The organism is Actinoplanes missouriensis 431, from assembly GCF_000284295.1.
In the GTDB taxonomy this organism is placed as follows: Bacteria; Actinomycetota; Actinomycetes; order Mycobacteriales; family Micromonosporaceae; genus Actinoplanes; species Actinoplanes missouriensis.
On record NC_017093.1, the window covers coordinates 6,516,514 to 6,533,225 of the forward strand.

The 16,712-nt window shown below is 72.9% G+C and carries 16 protein-coding genes; 7 read left to right on the forward strand and 9 right to left on the reverse strand.

Annotated features, from left to right (window positions below; translation table 11 throughout):
• Window positions 1–13 precede the first annotated feature (13 nt).
• A complete protein-coding gene (locus AMIS_RS29840) occupies window positions 14–820 on the reverse strand; it encodes a PIG-L deacetylase family protein (RefSeq protein ID WP_014446170.1) in 807 nt (268 codons plus the stop codon).
• A 64-nt stretch (window positions 821–884) separates the two neighbouring features.
• Window positions 885–1,649 carry a phosphotransferase gene (locus AMIS_RS29845; protein ID WP_014446171.1) on the reverse strand — a complete coding sequence of 255 codons (765 nt, stop codon included), beginning with the start codon at window positions 1,647–1,649 and terminating at the stop codon, window positions 885–887.
• 95 nt (window positions 1,650–1,744) lie between these two features.
• On the opposite strand from AMIS_RS29845, the gene AMIS_RS29850 reads away from it, so the two are divergent.
• Window positions 1,745–2,089 (forward strand): PadR family transcriptional regulator, encoded by a 345-nt coding sequence (locus AMIS_RS29850; RefSeq protein ID WP_014446172.1) that lies wholly within the window; start codon window positions 1,745–1,747, stop codon window positions 2,087–2,089.
• A complete protein-coding gene (locus tag AMIS_RS29855; protein ID WP_014446173.1) occupies window positions 2,086–3,117 on the forward strand; it encodes a hypothetical protein in 1,032 nt (343 codons plus the stop codon). The genes AMIS_RS29850 and AMIS_RS29855 overlap by 4 nt, the downstream gene beginning before the upstream one ends.
• A gap of 14 nt (window positions 3,118–3,131) precedes the next feature.
• On the opposite strand, the gene AMIS_RS29860 is transcribed toward AMIS_RS29855, so the two are convergent.
• On the reverse strand, window positions 3,132–4,859 hold the full coding sequence (locus AMIS_RS29860; protein WP_041830147.1) for an ABC transporter ATP-binding protein: 1,728 nt from the start codon (window positions 4,857–4,859) through the stop codon (window positions 3,132–3,134).
• Between the two features lie 137 nt (window positions 4,860–4,996).
• Between AMIS_RS29860 and AMIS_RS29865 the strand changes: the two genes are divergently transcribed.
• A complete protein-coding gene (locus AMIS_RS29865) occupies window positions 4,997–6,394 on the forward strand; it encodes an AMP-binding protein (RefSeq protein ID WP_014446175.1) in 1,398 nt (465 codons plus the stop codon).
• 18 nt (window positions 6,395–6,412) lie between these two features.
• Complete coding sequence (locus AMIS_RS29870) at window positions 6,413–8,677, forward strand: putative bifunctional diguanylate cyclase/phosphodiesterase (RefSeq protein WP_014446176.1); 2,265 nt, start codon at window positions 6,413–6,415, stop codon at window positions 8,675–8,677.
• Between the two features lie 126 nt (window positions 8,678–8,803).
• Here the strand turns inward: AMIS_RS29870 and AMIS_RS29875 are convergent, their stop codons facing one another.
• Together AMIS_RS29875 and AMIS_RS29880 are read right to left on the reverse strand one after the other, a co-directional pair.
• Window positions 8,804–9,580: a hypothetical protein gene (locus AMIS_RS29875; protein ID WP_014446177.1), complete on the reverse strand. Its 777-nt coding sequence runs from the start codon at window positions 9,578–9,580 to the stop codon at window positions 8,804–8,806.
• A 13-nt stretch (window positions 9,581–9,593) separates the two neighbouring features.
• The gene (locus tag AMIS_RS29880) at window positions 9,594–10,742 is read right to left on the reverse strand and encodes a hypothetical protein (protein WP_014446178.1); all 1,149 of its coding nucleotides are present in this window, start codon (window positions 10,740–10,742) and stop codon (window positions 9,594–9,596) included.
• A 110-nt stretch (window positions 10,743–10,852) separates the two neighbouring features.
• On the opposite strand from AMIS_RS29880, the gene AMIS_RS29885 reads away from it, so the two are divergent.
• Window positions 10,853–11,086, forward strand: a complete 234-nt coding sequence (locus AMIS_RS29885) for a hypothetical protein (RefSeq protein ID WP_014446179.1) — start codon at window positions 10,853–10,855, stop codon at window positions 11,084–11,086.
• Between the two features lie 31 nt (window positions 11,087–11,117).
• On the opposite strand, the gene AMIS_RS29890 is transcribed toward AMIS_RS29885, so the two are convergent.
• Window positions 11,118–12,401 carry an MFS transporter gene (locus AMIS_RS29890; RefSeq protein WP_231859120.1) on the reverse strand — a complete coding sequence of 428 codons (1,284 nt, stop codon included), beginning with the start codon at window positions 12,399–12,401 and terminating at the stop codon, window positions 11,118–11,120.
• Window positions 12,402–12,482: 81 nt separating this feature from the next.
• Between AMIS_RS29890 and AMIS_RS29895 the strand changes: the two genes are divergently transcribed.
• Window positions 12,483–13,382, forward strand: a complete 900-nt coding sequence (locus tag AMIS_RS29895) for a LysR family transcriptional regulator (RefSeq protein WP_014446181.1) — start codon at window positions 12,483–12,485, stop codon at window positions 13,380–13,382.
• Window positions 13,379–13,867: a flavoprotein gene (locus AMIS_RS29900; RefSeq protein ID WP_014446182.1), complete on the forward strand. Its 489-nt coding sequence runs from the start codon at window positions 13,379–13,381 to the stop codon at window positions 13,865–13,867. The genes AMIS_RS29895 and AMIS_RS29900 overlap by 4 nt, the downstream gene beginning before the upstream one ends.
• Here AMIS_RS29900 and AMIS_RS29905 read toward each other — a convergent pair.
• Genes AMIS_RS29905 through AMIS_RS29915 form a run of 3 tightly spaced genes read right to left on the reverse strand, consistent with a single transcriptional unit; the run spans window position 13,848 to window position 16,607 of the window.
• Window positions 13,848–14,603: a pseudouridine synthase gene (locus AMIS_RS29905; RefSeq protein ID WP_051042199.1), complete on the reverse strand. Its 756-nt coding sequence runs from the start codon at window positions 14,601–14,603 to the stop codon at window positions 13,848–13,850. The two genes, AMIS_RS29900 and AMIS_RS29905, sit on opposite strands and share 20 nt — an antisense overlap.
• Entirely contained in the window at window positions 14,572–15,561 is a 990-nt protein-coding gene (gene scpB / locus AMIS_RS29910) for an SMC-Scp complex subunit ScpB (RefSeq protein ID WP_014446184.1), read from the reverse strand. The genes AMIS_RS29905 and scpB overlap by 32 nt, the downstream gene beginning before the upstream one ends.
• Window positions 15,558–16,607 (reverse strand): segregation and condensation protein A, encoded by a 1,050-nt coding sequence (locus AMIS_RS29915; protein ID WP_083888841.1) that lies wholly within the window; start codon window positions 16,605–16,607, stop codon window positions 15,558–15,560. Before AMIS_RS29915 ends, scpB begins: the two co-directional genes overlap by 4 nt.
• Window positions 16,608–16,712 lie beyond the last annotated feature (105 nt).

Below are 16,712 nucleotides of genomic sequence, written 5' to 3' on the forward strand. Positions count from 1 at the left end.
CGGCGCGGGCCGGTCACCCACCACTTCCGGTACGGGTGACCGGCCCCGCCATCGCGGATCCCGCGCACTGCCAGCGGGCGCTGGTGACGTCCCACCAGCAGCGGGAGCAGACCGGGTGCCAGGCGCCGGGCAGGACCGGCCGGCGCTCCACGAAGGCCTCGTCGGCGACCCAGCCGGCGTACTCGGCGGGACCCATCGCCGCGATCAGGCCCGCGGTCTGGCTGGCCTGCGTGCCGAGCGCCCGGACCTTGCGCTCCAGGGGAGCCCCGTCGAGCACCAGGTGCAGCGACAGCGCGGACGCCGCGACCCGGACCGGGTAACCCGGCTCGAAGACGTCGAACCGCGTGTTGACGCCCGCCCACCGGGACGCCCAGTCATCGGTGACGGCCGACTGCAGCAGCCGGGTGCCGGGCGCCGCCCAGGAGACCGCGGCCTCGACCCATCGCCCGACCGCCCGATGGTCGGGGTGCCCGGTGTTGCCGTCCGGCCCGAACGACACCACGGTGTCCGGCCGGACCTCCTCGATGATCGCGCAGAGCCGGGCGATCGCGCCGCTCGGCGGGATGCGGGCGCACCCGCCGTCGGCGTAGCCGAGCCATCGATGCTCGGACACCCCCAGCAGGCCAAGACAGGCGTGCAGCTCGGCCGACCGCCGGCCGGGGTCGCCGCCGAGCTCGCCACGAGTGGCCGTCACGCAGACCACGCGCGACCCGGCGTCGGCCGCGAGGGCCATCAGTCCGCCGGAGAGGTAGGCCTCGTCGTCGGGGTGCGCCCAGACGCCGAGGATCGTGCCGAGATCGCTGATCGATGTGGAAGTCATGGGTCCACGGTGCGGGCGGGTCCTTGCCGGGCCCTTGCCGGCGGCTGTCGCCCGGCGCGGTTGTTCAGCGCGGGAACGTCGCGAGTTCCCTCACCGCTGCCGCGAGGTCCCCGTCGTACCCGGCGTCCACCAGCTTCCGGCATCCCGCATCGCCCGCTGCCGCGAGCCGCCGGATGTCGTGGATGGACGCGCTGATCCGGTCCCGGACCTCCCGCACGATCAGCGAGGTGTCGCCCCGCCACCCGTACGCGTCGAGCATCAGCCGCAGCCGCCGCGGCCGGTCGGCGAACGCGGTGAAGCCCTCGGCGGCGGCCACCTCCCGCGCGCTGAGCGGCACCCAGGCGAACGCCGTGAACGCCAGATCCGCCGCGACCGTGACCGGACCGGCGAAGTCCCACCCGTAGAACCCGGTGACCCGCTCGCCGGACCAGACCGCGTTGCAGGGCGCCGCGTCGTTGTGCCCGATGATCAGTCCGGGCTCCCACGCCCCGCCCTTGCGCCACACCGCGTCCCGCGGCGGCTCGAAGCCGGCCACCACCGCGTGGTACTCCCGCAACCACTGTGCGACTTGCCACAACGTCTCGTCGCTGTGCGTCCAGGCGGGCCACGGACGCTCGTCGCCGAGGGTCTCGCCGGGCAGCAGGGTGAGGATCTCCCGCCCCTGCTCGTCGAGGCCGCGGGGCGCCGGCGCGCCGTCGAACCCGGCGTCCTCCAGGTGTTTCAGCAGCGCGGTGACCGCAGGTGTCCAGGGACCGGCCGGCCGGCGGACGGTGTCGCCGAGGCGAACCGCACCCCCGGTCCGGCCGCCGGGTAACTCGCGTTCGCTCATGATCAACAACCGTAACCCGAAGGGGTGGTTTCGCGTGGCTCTGCTAGTCTGAATTCGAACTAGTCAACTTGTCGCACTAGACCGGGAGACCACCTATGGCCGGATCGGCGCCGGATTCGGGCTGGCTGCGCGCCACCCTGGAGATGACGGTCCTCGCCGCGCTGACCGAAGGCGACAGACATGGGTACGCACTGGCCCAGCGCCTCGGCGACGAGGGCTTCGGCACGATCCGGGGCGGGGTGCTCTACCCGGTGCTCAACCGGCTGGAGACCGAGGCCGCGGTCAGCTCGGCCTGGCAGGCCGGCGAGGGCGGGCCGGGCCGCAAGGTCTACGCGATCACCGAAGCGGGACGGCGCCGGCTGGACGAGCAGTGGCAGTCCTGGCAGCGGTTCACAACCACCCTCGACGGGTTCCTGCGGCAGACGATGGAGGATCGATGACAGCCGGATTCGAGCGGTGGGAGCTGCTGGCCCGCACCGCGTTGGACGACCGTGGCATCGGCTATCACGAGGCCACCCCGCTGATCGAGCAGGCCCGGTCCGACTACGAGCAGAGCGGTGCCGACCCGTGGGAGGCGCTGGGCTCACCCACCGACTTCGCCGCGGACGTCGCCGCCGGCCAGCCGGCCGCCCAGGCGTCGCGGGACACCCAGGGCAAGACCGCACGCGACCACCTCAGCGACGGCGCGTTCGGGTGCGCGTTCCTCGGCGTGCCGGTGTCGCTGCTGGCGATGTGGGCCAACCGCGGTCTCACGATCCCGCTCACCCCCGCCGGTACGGCCGGCACCCTGCTCAGCTTCCTGAGCCTCTTCACCGTCGTCGCGGTGCCGAACGCGCTGCGCGCCGCCGGGCGTCCCCGGCTGGCCCCGTGGGCGTTCGTCGCGGGCGGCGCCCTGGTGGTCGCCGCGGCCACCGCGTTCACCGGGTTGCCGAAGGATCGCTTCGGCGAGATCTCGGCGCTGGGCACGCTGGTGGTCTCGCTCGGCCTCTGCTGGCTGCTCACCAGACCGGCGAAGCCGTCGAAGTCCGGCGCGCTCCCCGACCCGGCCGCGGGTCCCGCCGCCGACCCGACCGCGTCGACGGCTCGCCGTGACGCCGACCCGGCTGATCCGGACGCGTGGTTCAGGCGGTTGCGGGCGCTGCTCGTCGGGCGGTTCGACGTGCCGCCCGCCCGGGCCGCGGCGCTTGTCGGGGAGGCCCGGGCGCACGTGGCGGCGAGCGGCGCCCGGCCGCAGGACGAGTTCCCGTCGCTGCAGCAGTACGCGAAGGAGCTGGCCGACGGCGAACCCCGCCGCCAGCCGCCGTGGTGGCGCACCCCGGCCGCGAGCCGGGCCGGCCGGATCGGCATGCTCGTCCTGCTGGCCGTCCAGGTCGTCATCGCGGTGACCGGGGACGACTGGTGGATCGCGGTCACCGGCACAGCCCTGCTGCTGTGGCTGGCGACAGATTTCAAACGCCGGGCGAACTGACCTTTCGGTGGACGTCAGGGGTGCAGCGGCTGGGCGGCCAGGCGGCGGTAGTACTCGTCGACGTGCAACAGCTCCTCATGCGTGCCCTCGGCCGCCACCACGCCCCCCTCGATCACCAGCACCCGGTCCGCGGAGCGCACCGTGGAGAACCGGTGGGCGATCACCACCAGCGCGCACACCGCCGCCACCTCGCGCAACGCGACGGCCAGGGCCCGCTCCGAGTCGGCGTCCAGGTGGGCTGTGGGCTCGTCGAGCAGGATCACCCGGGGCCGGGCGAGCAGGCACCGGGCGATCGCGACCCGCTGCCGCTGCCCGCCGGACAGCTGCCTGCCCCGCTCCCCCACCGGGGTGTCCAGCCCGCGCGGCAGGGCGGCGACGACGCCGGTCAGGCCGGTCATCGCCAGCACCCGGGACAGTTCCGACTCGGAGACGGCGGGGCCCGCGCCGTAGAGCAGGTTCTCCCGCAGGCTTCCGGCCAGCAGCGGGCAGTCCTGTTCGACCAGGCCGACGGCGGCGCGGTGCCGGTCGTACGGCGTGAACCGCACGTCCCGCCCGTTGAGCAGCACCGCGCCCCGGTCCGGCTCGTAGAAGCGTTCGGCCAGCGCGAAGATCGTGGACTTGCCGGCGCCGGACGGGCCGACGAGGGCGATGTGCCCGCGGGACGGGACCGCGAAGCTGATGCCGCGCAGCACCGGCCGTGACGGGTCGTAGCCGAACCAGACGTCGCGGAACTCCAGCACCGGGCCGGCGTGCCGCTGCACCGGCACGATGCCGACCGGGTGATCACGTTCGGTCGGCAGGGACAGCACCTCGTTGATCCGGTGCAGCGCGCCGGAGCCCTGCTGGACCGCGCTGACCGCCTGGAAGATCTCGTAGATCGGCGCGGACAGGTACGTCATCGCGAGCGTGAACGCGACCAGCCGGCCCAGGCTCGTCTCGCCGGCCGCGACCCGGGTGGAGCCGACCAGCAGCACGGCCAGGAACGCGCCGCTCACCGCCAGGTCGTTGGTGGGGCCGCTGAGCGCGACGAGTCCGGCCATCCGCAGGTTGGAGGTGTACGCCCGGCCGGCTGCCCGGTCGATCCGGGCCGCTTCGACGGGTTCCGCCCGGCAGGCCCGCACGGTGCGCAGACCGCCGAGCGCGCGTTCCAGGTCGGCGGTGAGCGCGCCCTCCGCGGTCTGCGCCATCCGGGACGCGACCCGCAGCCGGCTGACCACGGCGAGCAGGCTGCCGACCGCGACGCTGAAGAGCAGCACGACGAGCGCGAGCAGCCAGCGGTCCAGCCAGCCGAGCACCAGCACGGTCGCGATCAGGCCGGCGATCCCGGCGACGCCGGTGCCGAGGCTCTGCGCGACGAGGGTCTTGACGATCGTGGTGTCGCCGCAAGCCCGGGCGATCACGTCCCCGGTGCGTACCCGATCGAGAACGGACAGGCGCATGCGGAGCACGTGCCCGGCCACGGTGCGGCGCAGGTCCCGGGTCATGGTCTCGCCGGTGTAGGCCTGCACCCAGCGGGCCAGCGCCAGCGCGGACGCCTGCGCGATGAACAGCCCGCCGAGGACGCCGAGGACCGGCCACGGGACGGTTCCGCCGGCGGCCGTGTCGATCGCCTTGCCGGCGAGCAGCGGCTGCGCGAGGGCGAGGGCCGAGCCGAGGAGGCTGAGCGCGGCGGCGAGGGCGATCCACCGGCGGTACCCGCGGGTGAGCTGCCGCAGATCCCGCCAGCGAGCCATATCGGGCATGTAACGACTCCTCGGCATATATCTGCAACCGCGTGAGAAAACGCTATGCAGCAGCCGCTACGGGCAGCAACCGGCCGCTCACTCCCGACAGCCGGGCGGCGGTCCGCAATTCCCCCGTGCGATGACACAATCCGGTCATGACGCTGCTGCCCGCACTGACCGGCGGGGACGACCTGGCCGATGCCGTCGCCACCCCCGGCGACTCCCTGTCCCGGCACGAGCTCCTCGGCTGGGCATCCGCGATCGCCGAGCGGATCAGCGGCCACGAGATCGTCGCCGTCGACGCGAAGCCCGGCCTGCCGACGATCGCGGCGGTCACCGGCGGCCTGCTCGCGGGCGTCCCGGTCGTCCCGGTGCCGCCGGACGCGGGCGAGCTCGAGCGCGCGCACATCCTTCGTGACTCCCGGGCGGCGCTGATGCTGTCGGACGATCACGAGGCGGCCGGGGACTCCCCCGTACCAGTGATGGCGGTCAGTGACCGGAAACGGCCCGGCAGCGTGCCGCCGGAGCCGGAAGCGAAGCGACCGGCCCTCGTTCTCTACACCAGTGGAACCACCGGGCCGCCGAAGGGCGTGGTGATCTCACGGGCCGCCCTCGCCGCCGGTCTGGACGCGCTCGCCGAGGCCTGGCAGTGGACCGCGGACGACACGCTCGTGCACGGCCTGCCGCTCTACCACGTGCACGGCCTGGTGCTCGGCGTGCTCGGACCGCTGCGGCTGGGCTGCCGGTTGCGGCACACGATCAAACCCACACCCCAGGGGTACGGGTCGACGCCCGGCACCATGTACTTCGGCGTCCCGACCGTGTGGTCCCGGATCGCGAACACCCCCGACGCGGCTCGCGCGCTCCGGCCGGCGCGACTGCTCGTCTCCGGAAGCGCCCCGCTGCCCGTTCCGGTCTTCGACGCCCTCCGCGAGCTGACCGGACAGGCCCCGGTCGAGCGGTACGGCATGACCGAGACCCTGATCACGGTGAGCGCCCGGGCCGGCGGCGAGCGGCGCGCCGGTCAGGTCGGCACCCCGCTGACCGGCGTCCGCACCCGTCTCGTGGACGAGTCCGGCGCACCGCTACCCGCCGACGGCGCCACCATCGGCCACCTGCAGGTCACCGGTCCGACCCTGCTCGACGGCTACCTGCGCGGCGGCGGTGTCGAGCCGCCCGGGCTGGCCGGCGGCTGGTTCCCGACCGGCGACGTCGCCACGATCGGCGCGGACGGCTGGCACCGCCTCGTCGGACGGGCCTCCACCGATCTGATCAAGACGGGCGGGTACCGGGTCGGCGCCGGCGAGGTCGAGGACGCGCTGCTGCTGCACCCGGCGGTCCGCGAGGCCGCCGTGATCGGCACGCCGCACGCCGACCTGGGTGAGCAGGTGACCGCGTTCGTGGTGGCCGACCCGGTCACCGAGCAGGAACTGATCACGTTCGTGGCGGACCGGCTCGCCGCCCACAAACGGCCGCGGATCGTGCGCATCGTGGGTGAACTACCTCGCAACGGCATGGGCAAGGTACAGAAAAAGCTGCTCGCCGCGATGTGACGTGCCGATAGGCCGGACATGATGAGACAGGCCGTCCGCGTCCTCATCCTGGCGGCCGTCTTCTTCACGATCAGCACGGTCCTGGGACTTCTCGGCCGCGAACTGGGCTCGCCGCCGTGGCTGCTCTGGCCCTCCACGGTCGGCGCGGCCGCCACCTCGATGCTGGCCTGCGCGCTCGCGTCGGTCACCGGGCGGGGCCCGGCCCGCGACTTCTGGCGGCGCCTGGCGTACGCCTGTGGCTGGCTCACCGCCGGCACCCTCGGACAGACCGCCGACACGCTGGCGGCCGGCCATCCGGTCGCGATGAGCCCGTTCACCGCCACCGGCTACCTCGCCGCGGTGACCGTCGCCGCGCTGGCCCTGATCCGCCTGCCCCGGCCGCAGCGCACCTGGCGGGCGACCGTCGCCATGTTCCTGGACATCGGCATCGTCGCGGTCGCCGCCAGCCTGGTCGTCTCGCACTTCTTCTGGTCCACCTCGGGACCGGCCGCGGGCACCGGCGCCGTCCCGGTCATGCTGGTCGTCGTGCTGACCGTCGCGTGCGCCGCGGTGGTCGCCGTGATCAAGGTGGGCATCACCCGCAGCTCCGCGGTGCACCGTGCCGCGATCTGGTCACTCGCCCCGATCGGCCTGCTCGGGCCGGCCGCGTGGGCCGTCGCTCCGCTGCTCCAGGAGAGGCCGTTCCTCAACCCGACCTCGGTCACCCTGCCGTCCGCGGCGATCTTCTTCGCCGCCGCCGCCCTGCTGCAGATCCGCGCCAACCTGAACCCGGCCGTCCGGGAACCGCAGCCACTGCCCGCCGACCGGCCCGGTCATCTCGGGCTGTGGCGGCACGTCAGCGCGGTCCCGTACACGGCCGTCGGCATCACCGCCGCCATGCTGATCCTCACCATCGTGCGGCACGGCAACCTGTCACCCGGGATGGCCGGCGGCTCGGTGGTGCTGACCCTGCTCGTCATGGTCCGCCAGTACGCCGCCCTCTCCGACAACAACCTGCTGCTCGACCACCTCGACGCGCAGGCGAACCACGACGACCTGACCGGGCTGCCGAACCGGCGGTTCTTCACCGCCGCGCTGACCGGCCGGACCGACCCGGTCACCGTGGCGGTCTGCGACCTGGACGGGTTCTCCACCCTCAACGACCGGCTCGGCGACCGCGCCGGTGACGCGCTGCTGCGTGCCGCCGCCGAGCGGATCCGGGTCGTCGCCGGACCGGACGCCGTGGCCGCCCGGCTGCTCGGCGACGAGTTCGGCGTCCTGATGCCGCTCGTCGACGGCAACACCGGTCCCGGCCTGGCGGAGTCGCTGCTGGAGGCATTCCGGATCCCGCTGCGGGTGGACGGGCACGACCTGCTCGTCACCGTCACGGTCGGCATCGCGTCGGGCGGCGGTGACACGGTGCCCGACCTGCTGCGCCGTGCCGAGCTCGCGCTGCAGGCCGCCAAGCTGACCGGCACCAACCGGTTCCGTGATCACAGCGGCGAGCTGGACGCCACCGCGGCGCACCACGCCGAACTGGCCGCCGCCCTGCGCCGCGGCCTCGACCACGGTGAGTTCCGCCTGGTCTACCAGCCGATCGTCGAGCTGCCGACCGGCGCCATCACCGGCGTGGAGGCGCTCGTCCGCTGGCAGCCCGCCGACGGCCCGGTGGTCTCGCCCGCCGAGTTCATCCCGGTCGCCGAGCACAGCGGCCTGATCATCGACCTGGGCGCCTGGATCCTCGACCAGGCCTGCGCGGACGCCGCCGCCTGGCACCGCCGGCACGGCGCCGGCGCGCCCCGCGTCAACATCAACGTCTCGGCCCGCCAGCTGCTCGACCCGGACCTGCCCGGCCTGGTCGCTGACGCGCTGCACCGGCACCGGCTGTCCCCCGACCGGATCACCATCGAGATCACCGAGACCGCCGTCTTCGCCGGCGGCGTGGCGCTGGGCACGGTGCGTGAACTGCGCGAGCTGGGCGTCGGTCTGGCTCTCGACGATTTCGGTACGGGACACAGCTCCCTGACGTTGCTCCGGACCTGCCCCGTCACCACCCTGAAGGTGGACAAGTCCTTCATCGACGACCTCAACGGCACCGCCGAACAGGAGGCGATCGCCACCTCGCTGAGCACGATCGCGGCGACGCTGGGACTGCGCGCGGTCGCGGAGGGCGTGGAGACCCGTGATCAGGCGGACCGGCTGCACGCCCTGGGGTACCGGTACGCCCAGGGGTATTACTTCGCGCGCCCGTCCCCGGCCGAGGAGATCGACGCGGCGCTGGCGGAGATGGCGCTGGCGAGTTAGCGGCGGTGGGCGCCCGGACAACTCGCTGGGTCTCGCCGGGCTGGTCACCGGTGCTGTCAGCGGTGTGCCCGGACAGCACCGCGAGCCGGCCGGACCAGCTGGTCCGCAGTGCTGCCCGGCATCGGGTCAGGGGTTGTCGTTCAACAGCTCTCGGTACTGCTCCGGGCTGAGGATCATCAGGTTCTCGAAGTCGTCCGGGACGGCGTCGTCGACCGGATCCGTGTCGCCGGCCGGCGGCGGAAGCACCCACCCGCTCATGTCGTAGACCTTCGAACAGTATTCGTCGGCTTCCCCGGCCTCCCTCTCAAGGTCCAGCTCCCCGTTCTCGAACACCGATGCCAGCAGCATGGGAAACGTCCCGCCCATGCCGGGACAGATCTCTCCATCCGCGTCGGTGAGAGGCAGGTCCAAACCGACCGTCACGCCGCTGGCCGGGTCCCTGACGTAGAGCCGATGCCGCCGCGGCCCCCGGATCAGGAAGCCGACGAGCGAGTACAGCTCCCTTGACCACACCGAGCTGCCGTAGAGCATCATCCGCAGCAGCGTGAAGTAGTCGGTGTCCGGGCGAGTGGCACGACGGTCCGCGCTGAAGCCGATCTCCTCGGCGGGCACTGTCGCGTAGCCGTGACTGTCCCGCTCGCCGCCGGCGCCCACGAGGTCGGCCGGAGTCAGGTCCCGTATCCAGTCGAAGGCCGCATGGATGTCGAGCTCGCTCTCGCCGGTCGTCAGGCGGAAGGACACGGCCACGCCGCCCCGCAACATCACCCTGGTCTCGTCGGCACCCGCCCGGACGATGCCGGCAAGAGCCGGCCCGGCCGGCCGGCCCCCGATCGGGTCGACCATCAGGGGCGCGACCGCCAGCAGGAAACGCTCGTGCAGATGGTCTTCCTGTTCTGTGCTCATCAGGACCGGCACTCTAGTCCGTGGTGTCCTCGGGGTCGGTCACCCAGGCGGAGAAGACCGGGACGCCGTCCCACGGGCCGTCCGGCTGGGTGGTGACGGCGACCACCGCGTACGGGTGGGCGAACCGCAACTCCGCATGCCGGATCGCGCCCTCCGGCGGGAACGACGTCGCCACCCCGAAACCGCTGACCGCGGCCGCCTCGAAGCCGTAGCGGCTGTACCGGGCGGTGGCCACCTGCTTCGCGTCGAACCGCGGGGCGGCGACCCCGAGCAGGTCGCCGAGCACCCGGGTCGCGGCCGGGAAGCCCAGCCCCGGATCGGCGGCGAGGTCGTGGTCGCTCGTGGCCGACCAGGCTGGGAGCAGCGCCCGCACGTGCTCGCGCTGGTTGTCGTGGCCGTACTCCTCGCTGATGGTCCAGAGCGGCGACTCCCCGAGCGGCAGGTCGAAGAGCGACGCGGGGGTGAGCGTGCGGGCGGCCACCGCCGGGGCGATCTCGTAGGCGGCGGCGAGCACCCGGCGGGCCGGCACGTCCGGCGCCGCGGCCACCGAGACCACGGTCAGCCCGCCGGCGGCGGAGGCGGCGTGCACGATGGCGTCACCGATGCCGGCCGAGCGTGTCACGAACGCCCGGTGGCCGAACGGCGGTGTCCGCAGCACCGTCGTGAGCCGGGCCGCCCACTCCCCGCCGAGCGCGGACGCCGGGGCCGGCTCGAACGGCTCGGACCAGGAGATCATGGTGGCAAGGGCGCTGCCGAGCAGCAGCAGGAGTTCCGGTGCGGGCTCGACCGGGAAGCGGTCGATCAGCCCGCCGGTGTGCTCGCGCGCCCACGTGTCGAGGGCGGCGGTGCCGGGCAACGGCCCGGTCGTGGTCGCCTCCGGCAGGGGCCACCCGGCGAGCGCCGCCGGGTCGACCTGCTCCGCGTGCCACACCGCTGTCGCGGCGGCGACCAGCGGATGCGGCTCGGCGAGCAGCGCGGCGGCGATCCGGGCGGCCTGATCGGGGGCGACGCCGAGCGCCTCGGCCAGGTCGTCGCCGCCGCCCGCGGACGCGGTCAGCGCCGGCAGCAGCCAGGCGCCCAGGGGTGAGGCGACGTGATGGTGGCTGCCGGCGGTGGCGTGCAGGCGATCGGCGTACCGGGCCAGTGCGCTGTTCCAGTCCATCGACCCATCCTCTCGGATCGGCCACGCGGCGGCCACCGGCGAATGGTCGCTCGCCACCGGCCCGAGCCGGATCGAACGTCGCGCGGCCGGACGCGAGTACCGTCTGATTGATGATCCCTTCCTGTCCCGAGTGCGGCGCCCCCGGTGTGCCGCTGCTCTTCGGCCTGCCCGTCCCGGAAGCGATCGACGCCGCTCAGGACGGTCACCTGGCACTCGGCGGCTGCGTCGTGCGCGACCCGGTCCCGAACTGGCAGTGCCCGCAGGGCCACCAGTGGCGCGACGACGACGAGCAGGCCTGGGACCAGCGCCTGCTCGTCGTCCTGGCCGCCCACACCCACCGCTGACACTCCCGAGCGTGTGGATCTCAGGCCGTCGTCATCGTGCGCTGTGCGCCAGGTCCCGCACCGGCCCGCCCGCCGTCCCGGCGCCGGCCGACGGCAGCTCCGGCGCCGGAGCGCCCGGGGTCGCTGTGGGAGCGGTCCGGCGGCTCAGCAGGGCCACCGTCGCCAGCAGCACCAGCAGGATCCCGGCGAACCAGGTCATCACGGTGACCGCCGGCAGCGACCGGGTCGCGACGCCGAGGGCGATCGCCGGCACGCCGAGGCCGAGATAGGCGATCAGGAACAGGCCGGCCAGGGCCTCACCGCGCTCCGCCGGCGCCGCCGACGCGGCGACCGAGCCGACCGCCGCCTTGAAGAGGACGCCCGCGCCGATGCCGGCGACCACGCCGCCGACCAGGAACGCGGCCAGACTCGCGGTGTGCATGCCGATCACCAGGACGACGATGCCGGAGGCCTGGGCGAGCAGGCCGAGACGGGTCTTCGCCGCGGCGCTCAGCGAGCCGGTCAGGGCCTGAGCGGCGGCCGCCGCGCCGAAGACCGCGAAGACGATGGCTCCGGCCAGGGCGCGGGACGAGTGGTGCAGGGTGCCGGAGACGAAGCCGGGGGCGAGCGAGGTGAAGACGCCGAACACCGCGAACGAGGCGAGCGCGGAGACCGCGGCGGTCAGGTAGACCATCCGGTTGCCGTGCGCGCCGATCCGCTGCGGCCGGTACCGGTAGCGGTCCGGCGCCCGGGTCACGGTCTCCGGCGTGAGCGCCACGAGCAGGATGCTCAGGGCGAGCAGGCCGGCGAAGACGAGGTACGGCGTACGCAGCGGGGCGTACACGAATTGGGCCAGAAGTCCCGCGATCAGCGTGCCCAATCCGAGGCCGCCGCTGTTGGCTGCGGTCGAGACCACCTCGAAGCGCTGCCGTGAGGCACCCGGCTGGTGTGCCGCGTGCAACTCCTGCAGGTGCGCGGTCGCGGTGGCCGTGATCATGCCGACGCCGAGACCGGTGACGAACCGGGCGGCGAGCAGCACCGGCAGCGACGAGCTGGTGAGGAAGAGGGCGGCGGCGAGCAGTTCCAGCGCCAGGGCCGGGATCAGGATCTTCTTGCGCCCGAGCCGGTCGGAGATGTGCCCGGCGAGCAGCAGGCTGATCACCACGCCGACCGCGTAGACGGCGAAGACCACCGTCACGGTGAAGGTGGAGAAGCCGTCGCGCCGCATGTAGAGCGGGTAGAGCGGGGTGGGCACGGTGGAGAACGCCATCGCGGTCAGGAACGCGATGGCGATCGACCAGAAGCCGGCGTGCAGCCGGGCGGGCGATGCGTTCATGAGCCGACTGTCGCTCGCCGCGATCATCAACAACAACGAAGAAAATAGCTGGCATGCATCACCATCGTTGATAATCGACGGGTGGAACTGCGCCAGCTGGAGTACTTCGTCGCGGTCGCCGAGGAGCAGAGCTTCACCCGTGCGGCGACCCGGCTCTTCGTCGTCCAGTCCGCGGTCTCGGCCGCGGTCAAGGCACTGGAGCGGGATCTCGGCGTACCCCTGCTGGAACGCAACTCGAAACGGGTGCTGCTCACCGATGCCGGCGCGGCCCTGCTCCCCCGCGCCCGGTTCGCCCTGGACGCCGCCCGCGAGGCCCGGGACGCGGTGGCCGAGGTGCGTGGCGGGCTCAGCGGCACCCTGCGGATCGGCACGCTCACCTCGATCCGGATCATCGACCTGCCGGCGATCCTCGGCGAGTTCCACCGCCGCCACCCGGGTGTGCTGCTGCGGGCCAGCGCCGCGCCCTCCGGCTCGATGGGCCTGATCGAGGCGCTCACCGATCATCGGCTGGACCTGGCGTTCGTGTCACTGCCGGGGGCCCGGCCGCCCGGCGTACGCCTGATCGACCTGACCGAGTCCGTCCTCGACCTGGTCGTCCCCGAGGACCACCCGCTCGCCGGCGCCGATCATGTCCCGATCACCGCGCTGGCCGGCCTGGACTTCATCGACTCGCCGGTCGGCTACGGCAACCGGTCGGTGACCGACCGCGCCTTCACCGCCGCCGGGGTGCCGCGCCGGGTCACCATCGAGATCCCGGACATCGCCACCGGGGCGGCGCACGTCTGCCACGGGCTCGGCGTCGCGCTGCTGCCCCGGTTCATCGTGGCCGGTGAACCCGGCGTCGCGGTGGTCCCGGTGACCGGCGCCGACCTGGTCTGGCCGCTCTCGCTGGCGATCGCCGCCGACCGCACGCCAGGCGCCGCCGCACGCGCCCTGATCACCCTGCTCACCGACACTATCCGCAACGGAGGACGCCCGTGACCCTGTACCTGATCGTCTGTGCCACCGGCCCGGCGCCCGGCGCCGGCGAGCTCGTCACCCTGTCCCAGCGGGCCGGCTGGGACGTGCAGGTCGTCGCCACCCCGCTCGCCCTCGACTTCCTCGACCTGGCGGCGATCGAGGAGCAGACCGGGCGGCCGGTGCGCAGCCGGTACCGCCTGCCCAGCGAGCCGAAACCGCCCCGGCCGGAGGCCATCATCGTGGCTCCGGCCAGCTACAACACCATCAACAAGTTCGCGCTCGGTATCGCCGACACGTACCCGCTGGGGCTGCTCGCCGAAGCGCCCGGCCTGGGCATCCCGGTGGTGATCCTCCCGTCGGTGAACCCGTCCCTGGCGGGACGTGTCCCCTATCAGGCCAGCGTGGCCCGGCTGCGCGCCGAGGGGGTGGAGTTGCTCGACCCACCCCCGGCCGGCGCGTTCCCGTGGCACACGGCTCTGGAGGCCCTCAGTCGCCGACTGCCTTGAACAGGGCGGCCACCTCGGCCTGGGACAGGTGCCGGAAGTGCCCCGGCCGCAGGTCACCGAGCCGGATCGGGCCGACCGCCGTGCGGATCAGCCGGGTGACCGGGTGACCGACCGCGTCCATCATCCGGCGGACGATGTGCTTGCGGCCCTCGTGCAGGACGATCTCCACCTGGGCGGTCTTGCCGATCGCGTCCACCAGGCGGAAGTTGTCCACCTTCGCCGGGCCGTCCTCCAGCTCGACGCCGGCCTGCAGGGTGCGGCCCACGCTGCGCGGCAGCGGCCCGATCACCTCGGCCAGGTAGGTCTTGGAGATCTCGTACGACGGGTGCATCAGCTTGTGCGCGAGCCCGCCGTCGTTGGTGAGCAGCAGCAGGCCCTCGGACTCGGCGTCGAGCCGGCCCACGTGGAAGAGCCGCTGCTCGAAGTTGGCGCCGAGGAAGTCCGCCAGCTCGGTGCGGCCCTTCTCGTCGTCGAGGCTGGAGACGACGCCCCGCGGCTTGTTCAGCGCGACGTAGACCAGCTTGGTGTTGGTGATCACCCGCTGCCCGTCGACGTGGATCTCCGCCGTGGCGGGGTCGACCTTGTCGCCGAGTTTGGCGACTCGGCCGTTGACGGTGACGCGCCGCCGGAAGATCAGGTCTTCGCAGGCGCGCCGGGATCCAACACCGGCCGCCGCCAGGACTTTCTGGAGGCGTTCGGCGGTGTCAGCCTGAGGCATCGAGTACTTCTTCCACATCGTCGGGCAGGAACGGGGCGAGCGGGGGCAGCTGGTCGACCGAGTTGAGGCCGAGCTTCTCCAGGAACAACACGGTCGTCCGGTACAGGTATGCACCCGTCTCCGGCTCCGTGCCGCACTCCTCGATGAGGCCGCGAGTGACAAGCGTACGCATGACGCCGTCACAGTTCACACCGCGGATGGCCGAGATTCGCGAGCGCGTCACCGGCTGCTTGTACGCCACCACCGAGAGTGTCTCCAGGGCGGCCTGCGTGAGCCGCACGGACTGCCCGTCCAGCACGAACCGCTCGACGTACGGCGCGTACTCCGGACGGGTGTAGAGACGCCAGCCACCCGCCACCCGCCGCAGGTCGATCCCGTGCCCGGCCGCCGTGTACCGCGCCGAGACGTCCTCCAGGGTCCGCGCGATCCGCTCGACCGGCTGCTCCATCACCTGCGCCAGCTGCAATTCGCCTACCGGCTCATCAACCACGAGCATGATCGATTCGAGGGCCGCCGCCAGCTCGGCGTCATCCAGGACCACCGAGGGGGTACGGGCTTCACCTCCCTCAGAAGCAGCTGAGCCGTCCCGCGGCTTCCGGCCCTGAGCGGGAACCGTGACCGGAACCGGCGTCCCCGCCGGCGGGCCGGGATGGTCGTCGCTCGCCTGCGGGCCGGGACCGTCGCCGTTGATCGGGGCGTCCACCGGAACGTGCTCGTCGTCCTCGGGCAGGTCCTCGTCGGCGTCCGCGCTCTCGGCGGCCTCCTCGACCGGGTCGGGCAGCGGCAGCTCCGGGCCCAGCTCCTCCTCGGTCGGCTCGGGAGCCGGCTCGGCGCCGGGCTCGTCCTCGGGCAGATCCTCCGGAGCGTCCACGGCGTCCTGGAAATCCCGGTCGGGCTCGCGCCGGCGCTCCCACGGCGGCACCCACGCGGCCGCCTGCGCCGCCAGGGAGTCCTCATGCTCCGGGCTGCTGCTCACGATGTCTCCTCCACCCCGCCAAGATCGCCACTGGACGGCCGCTCGTCAAGATCGTCCACGCCATTCTCGTCCGAAACGGCGGCTGTCCCGGCATCATCGGCCGGATCGCCCCCGGCCTGGGCGGAGTTCGGCTCGGCAGACCCCTCGGGCGCCGGTTTGGTCCCCTCGTAGTCGTCGATGTCCAGCTCGACCTCGCCGTCCCCGCCGATCCAGCGCACCGTCAGCTCGTCCAGCGAGACCGGCTGCTCGAAGTCGATCAGCCCCTCCCGGTAGAGCTCCAAGAGCGCCAGGAACCGGGCGACCACCTCCAGGGTGTTCTCGCAGTCCGCGACGAGCAGGCTGAACGTCGCCACCCCGGCCCGCCGCAACCTGTCGCGCAACAGGGACGCGTGCTCGCGGACGCTCACCCGGACCTGGTGGATGTGCGCGATGGAGACCTGCGGCGGTCCCGGCTTGGGGAGGAACTGCTTCAGCGCGAGTTTCAGGAGCCGCTCCGGGCCGATCCCGAGAACCAGCTCCGGCAGCGCTTCCGCGTACCGTGGCTCCAGAGTGACCAGTCGCGGCCAGCGACGCGCGCCGCTCGCCTCGAGTTCCGCGATGTGCGCGGCTGCCTCCTTGAACGCTCTGTACTGCAGGAGCCGGGCGAAGAGCAGGTCGCGCGCCTCCAGCAGCGCCAGGTCCTCCTCGTCCTCCACCTCGGCCGCGGGCAGCAGCCGGGCCGCCTTCAGGTCCAGCAGGGTCGCCGCGACCAGGAGGAACTCGCTCGTCTCACCGAGGTCCCAGTCGTCGCCCATGGCCCGGATGTAGGCGATGAAGTCGTCGGTGACCTGGTGCAGCGCGATCTCGGTCACGTCCAGCTTGTGCTTGCCGATCAGCTGCAGCAGCAGGTCGAACGGGCCGGTGAAGTTCTCCAGCCGTACCGTGAATCCGCCGGAATCGGCCTCCGCGACCTCGGCCATGACGGCATCGTCGGAGACGGCAGGGGCGTCGACGACGCCTGCTGCGGGCTGGGCGGACTCTTCGGGCACGTGCCGACCGTAGACCATGCCTGAGACGAGCTGCTCCGGGCTCACGTTGTCGGTTCCTCCGCCTCGTCGGTCGTCCATGTCGCCGGACAGCCCCCCGAAGCTTCCAACGTCGCAACCCGTGAC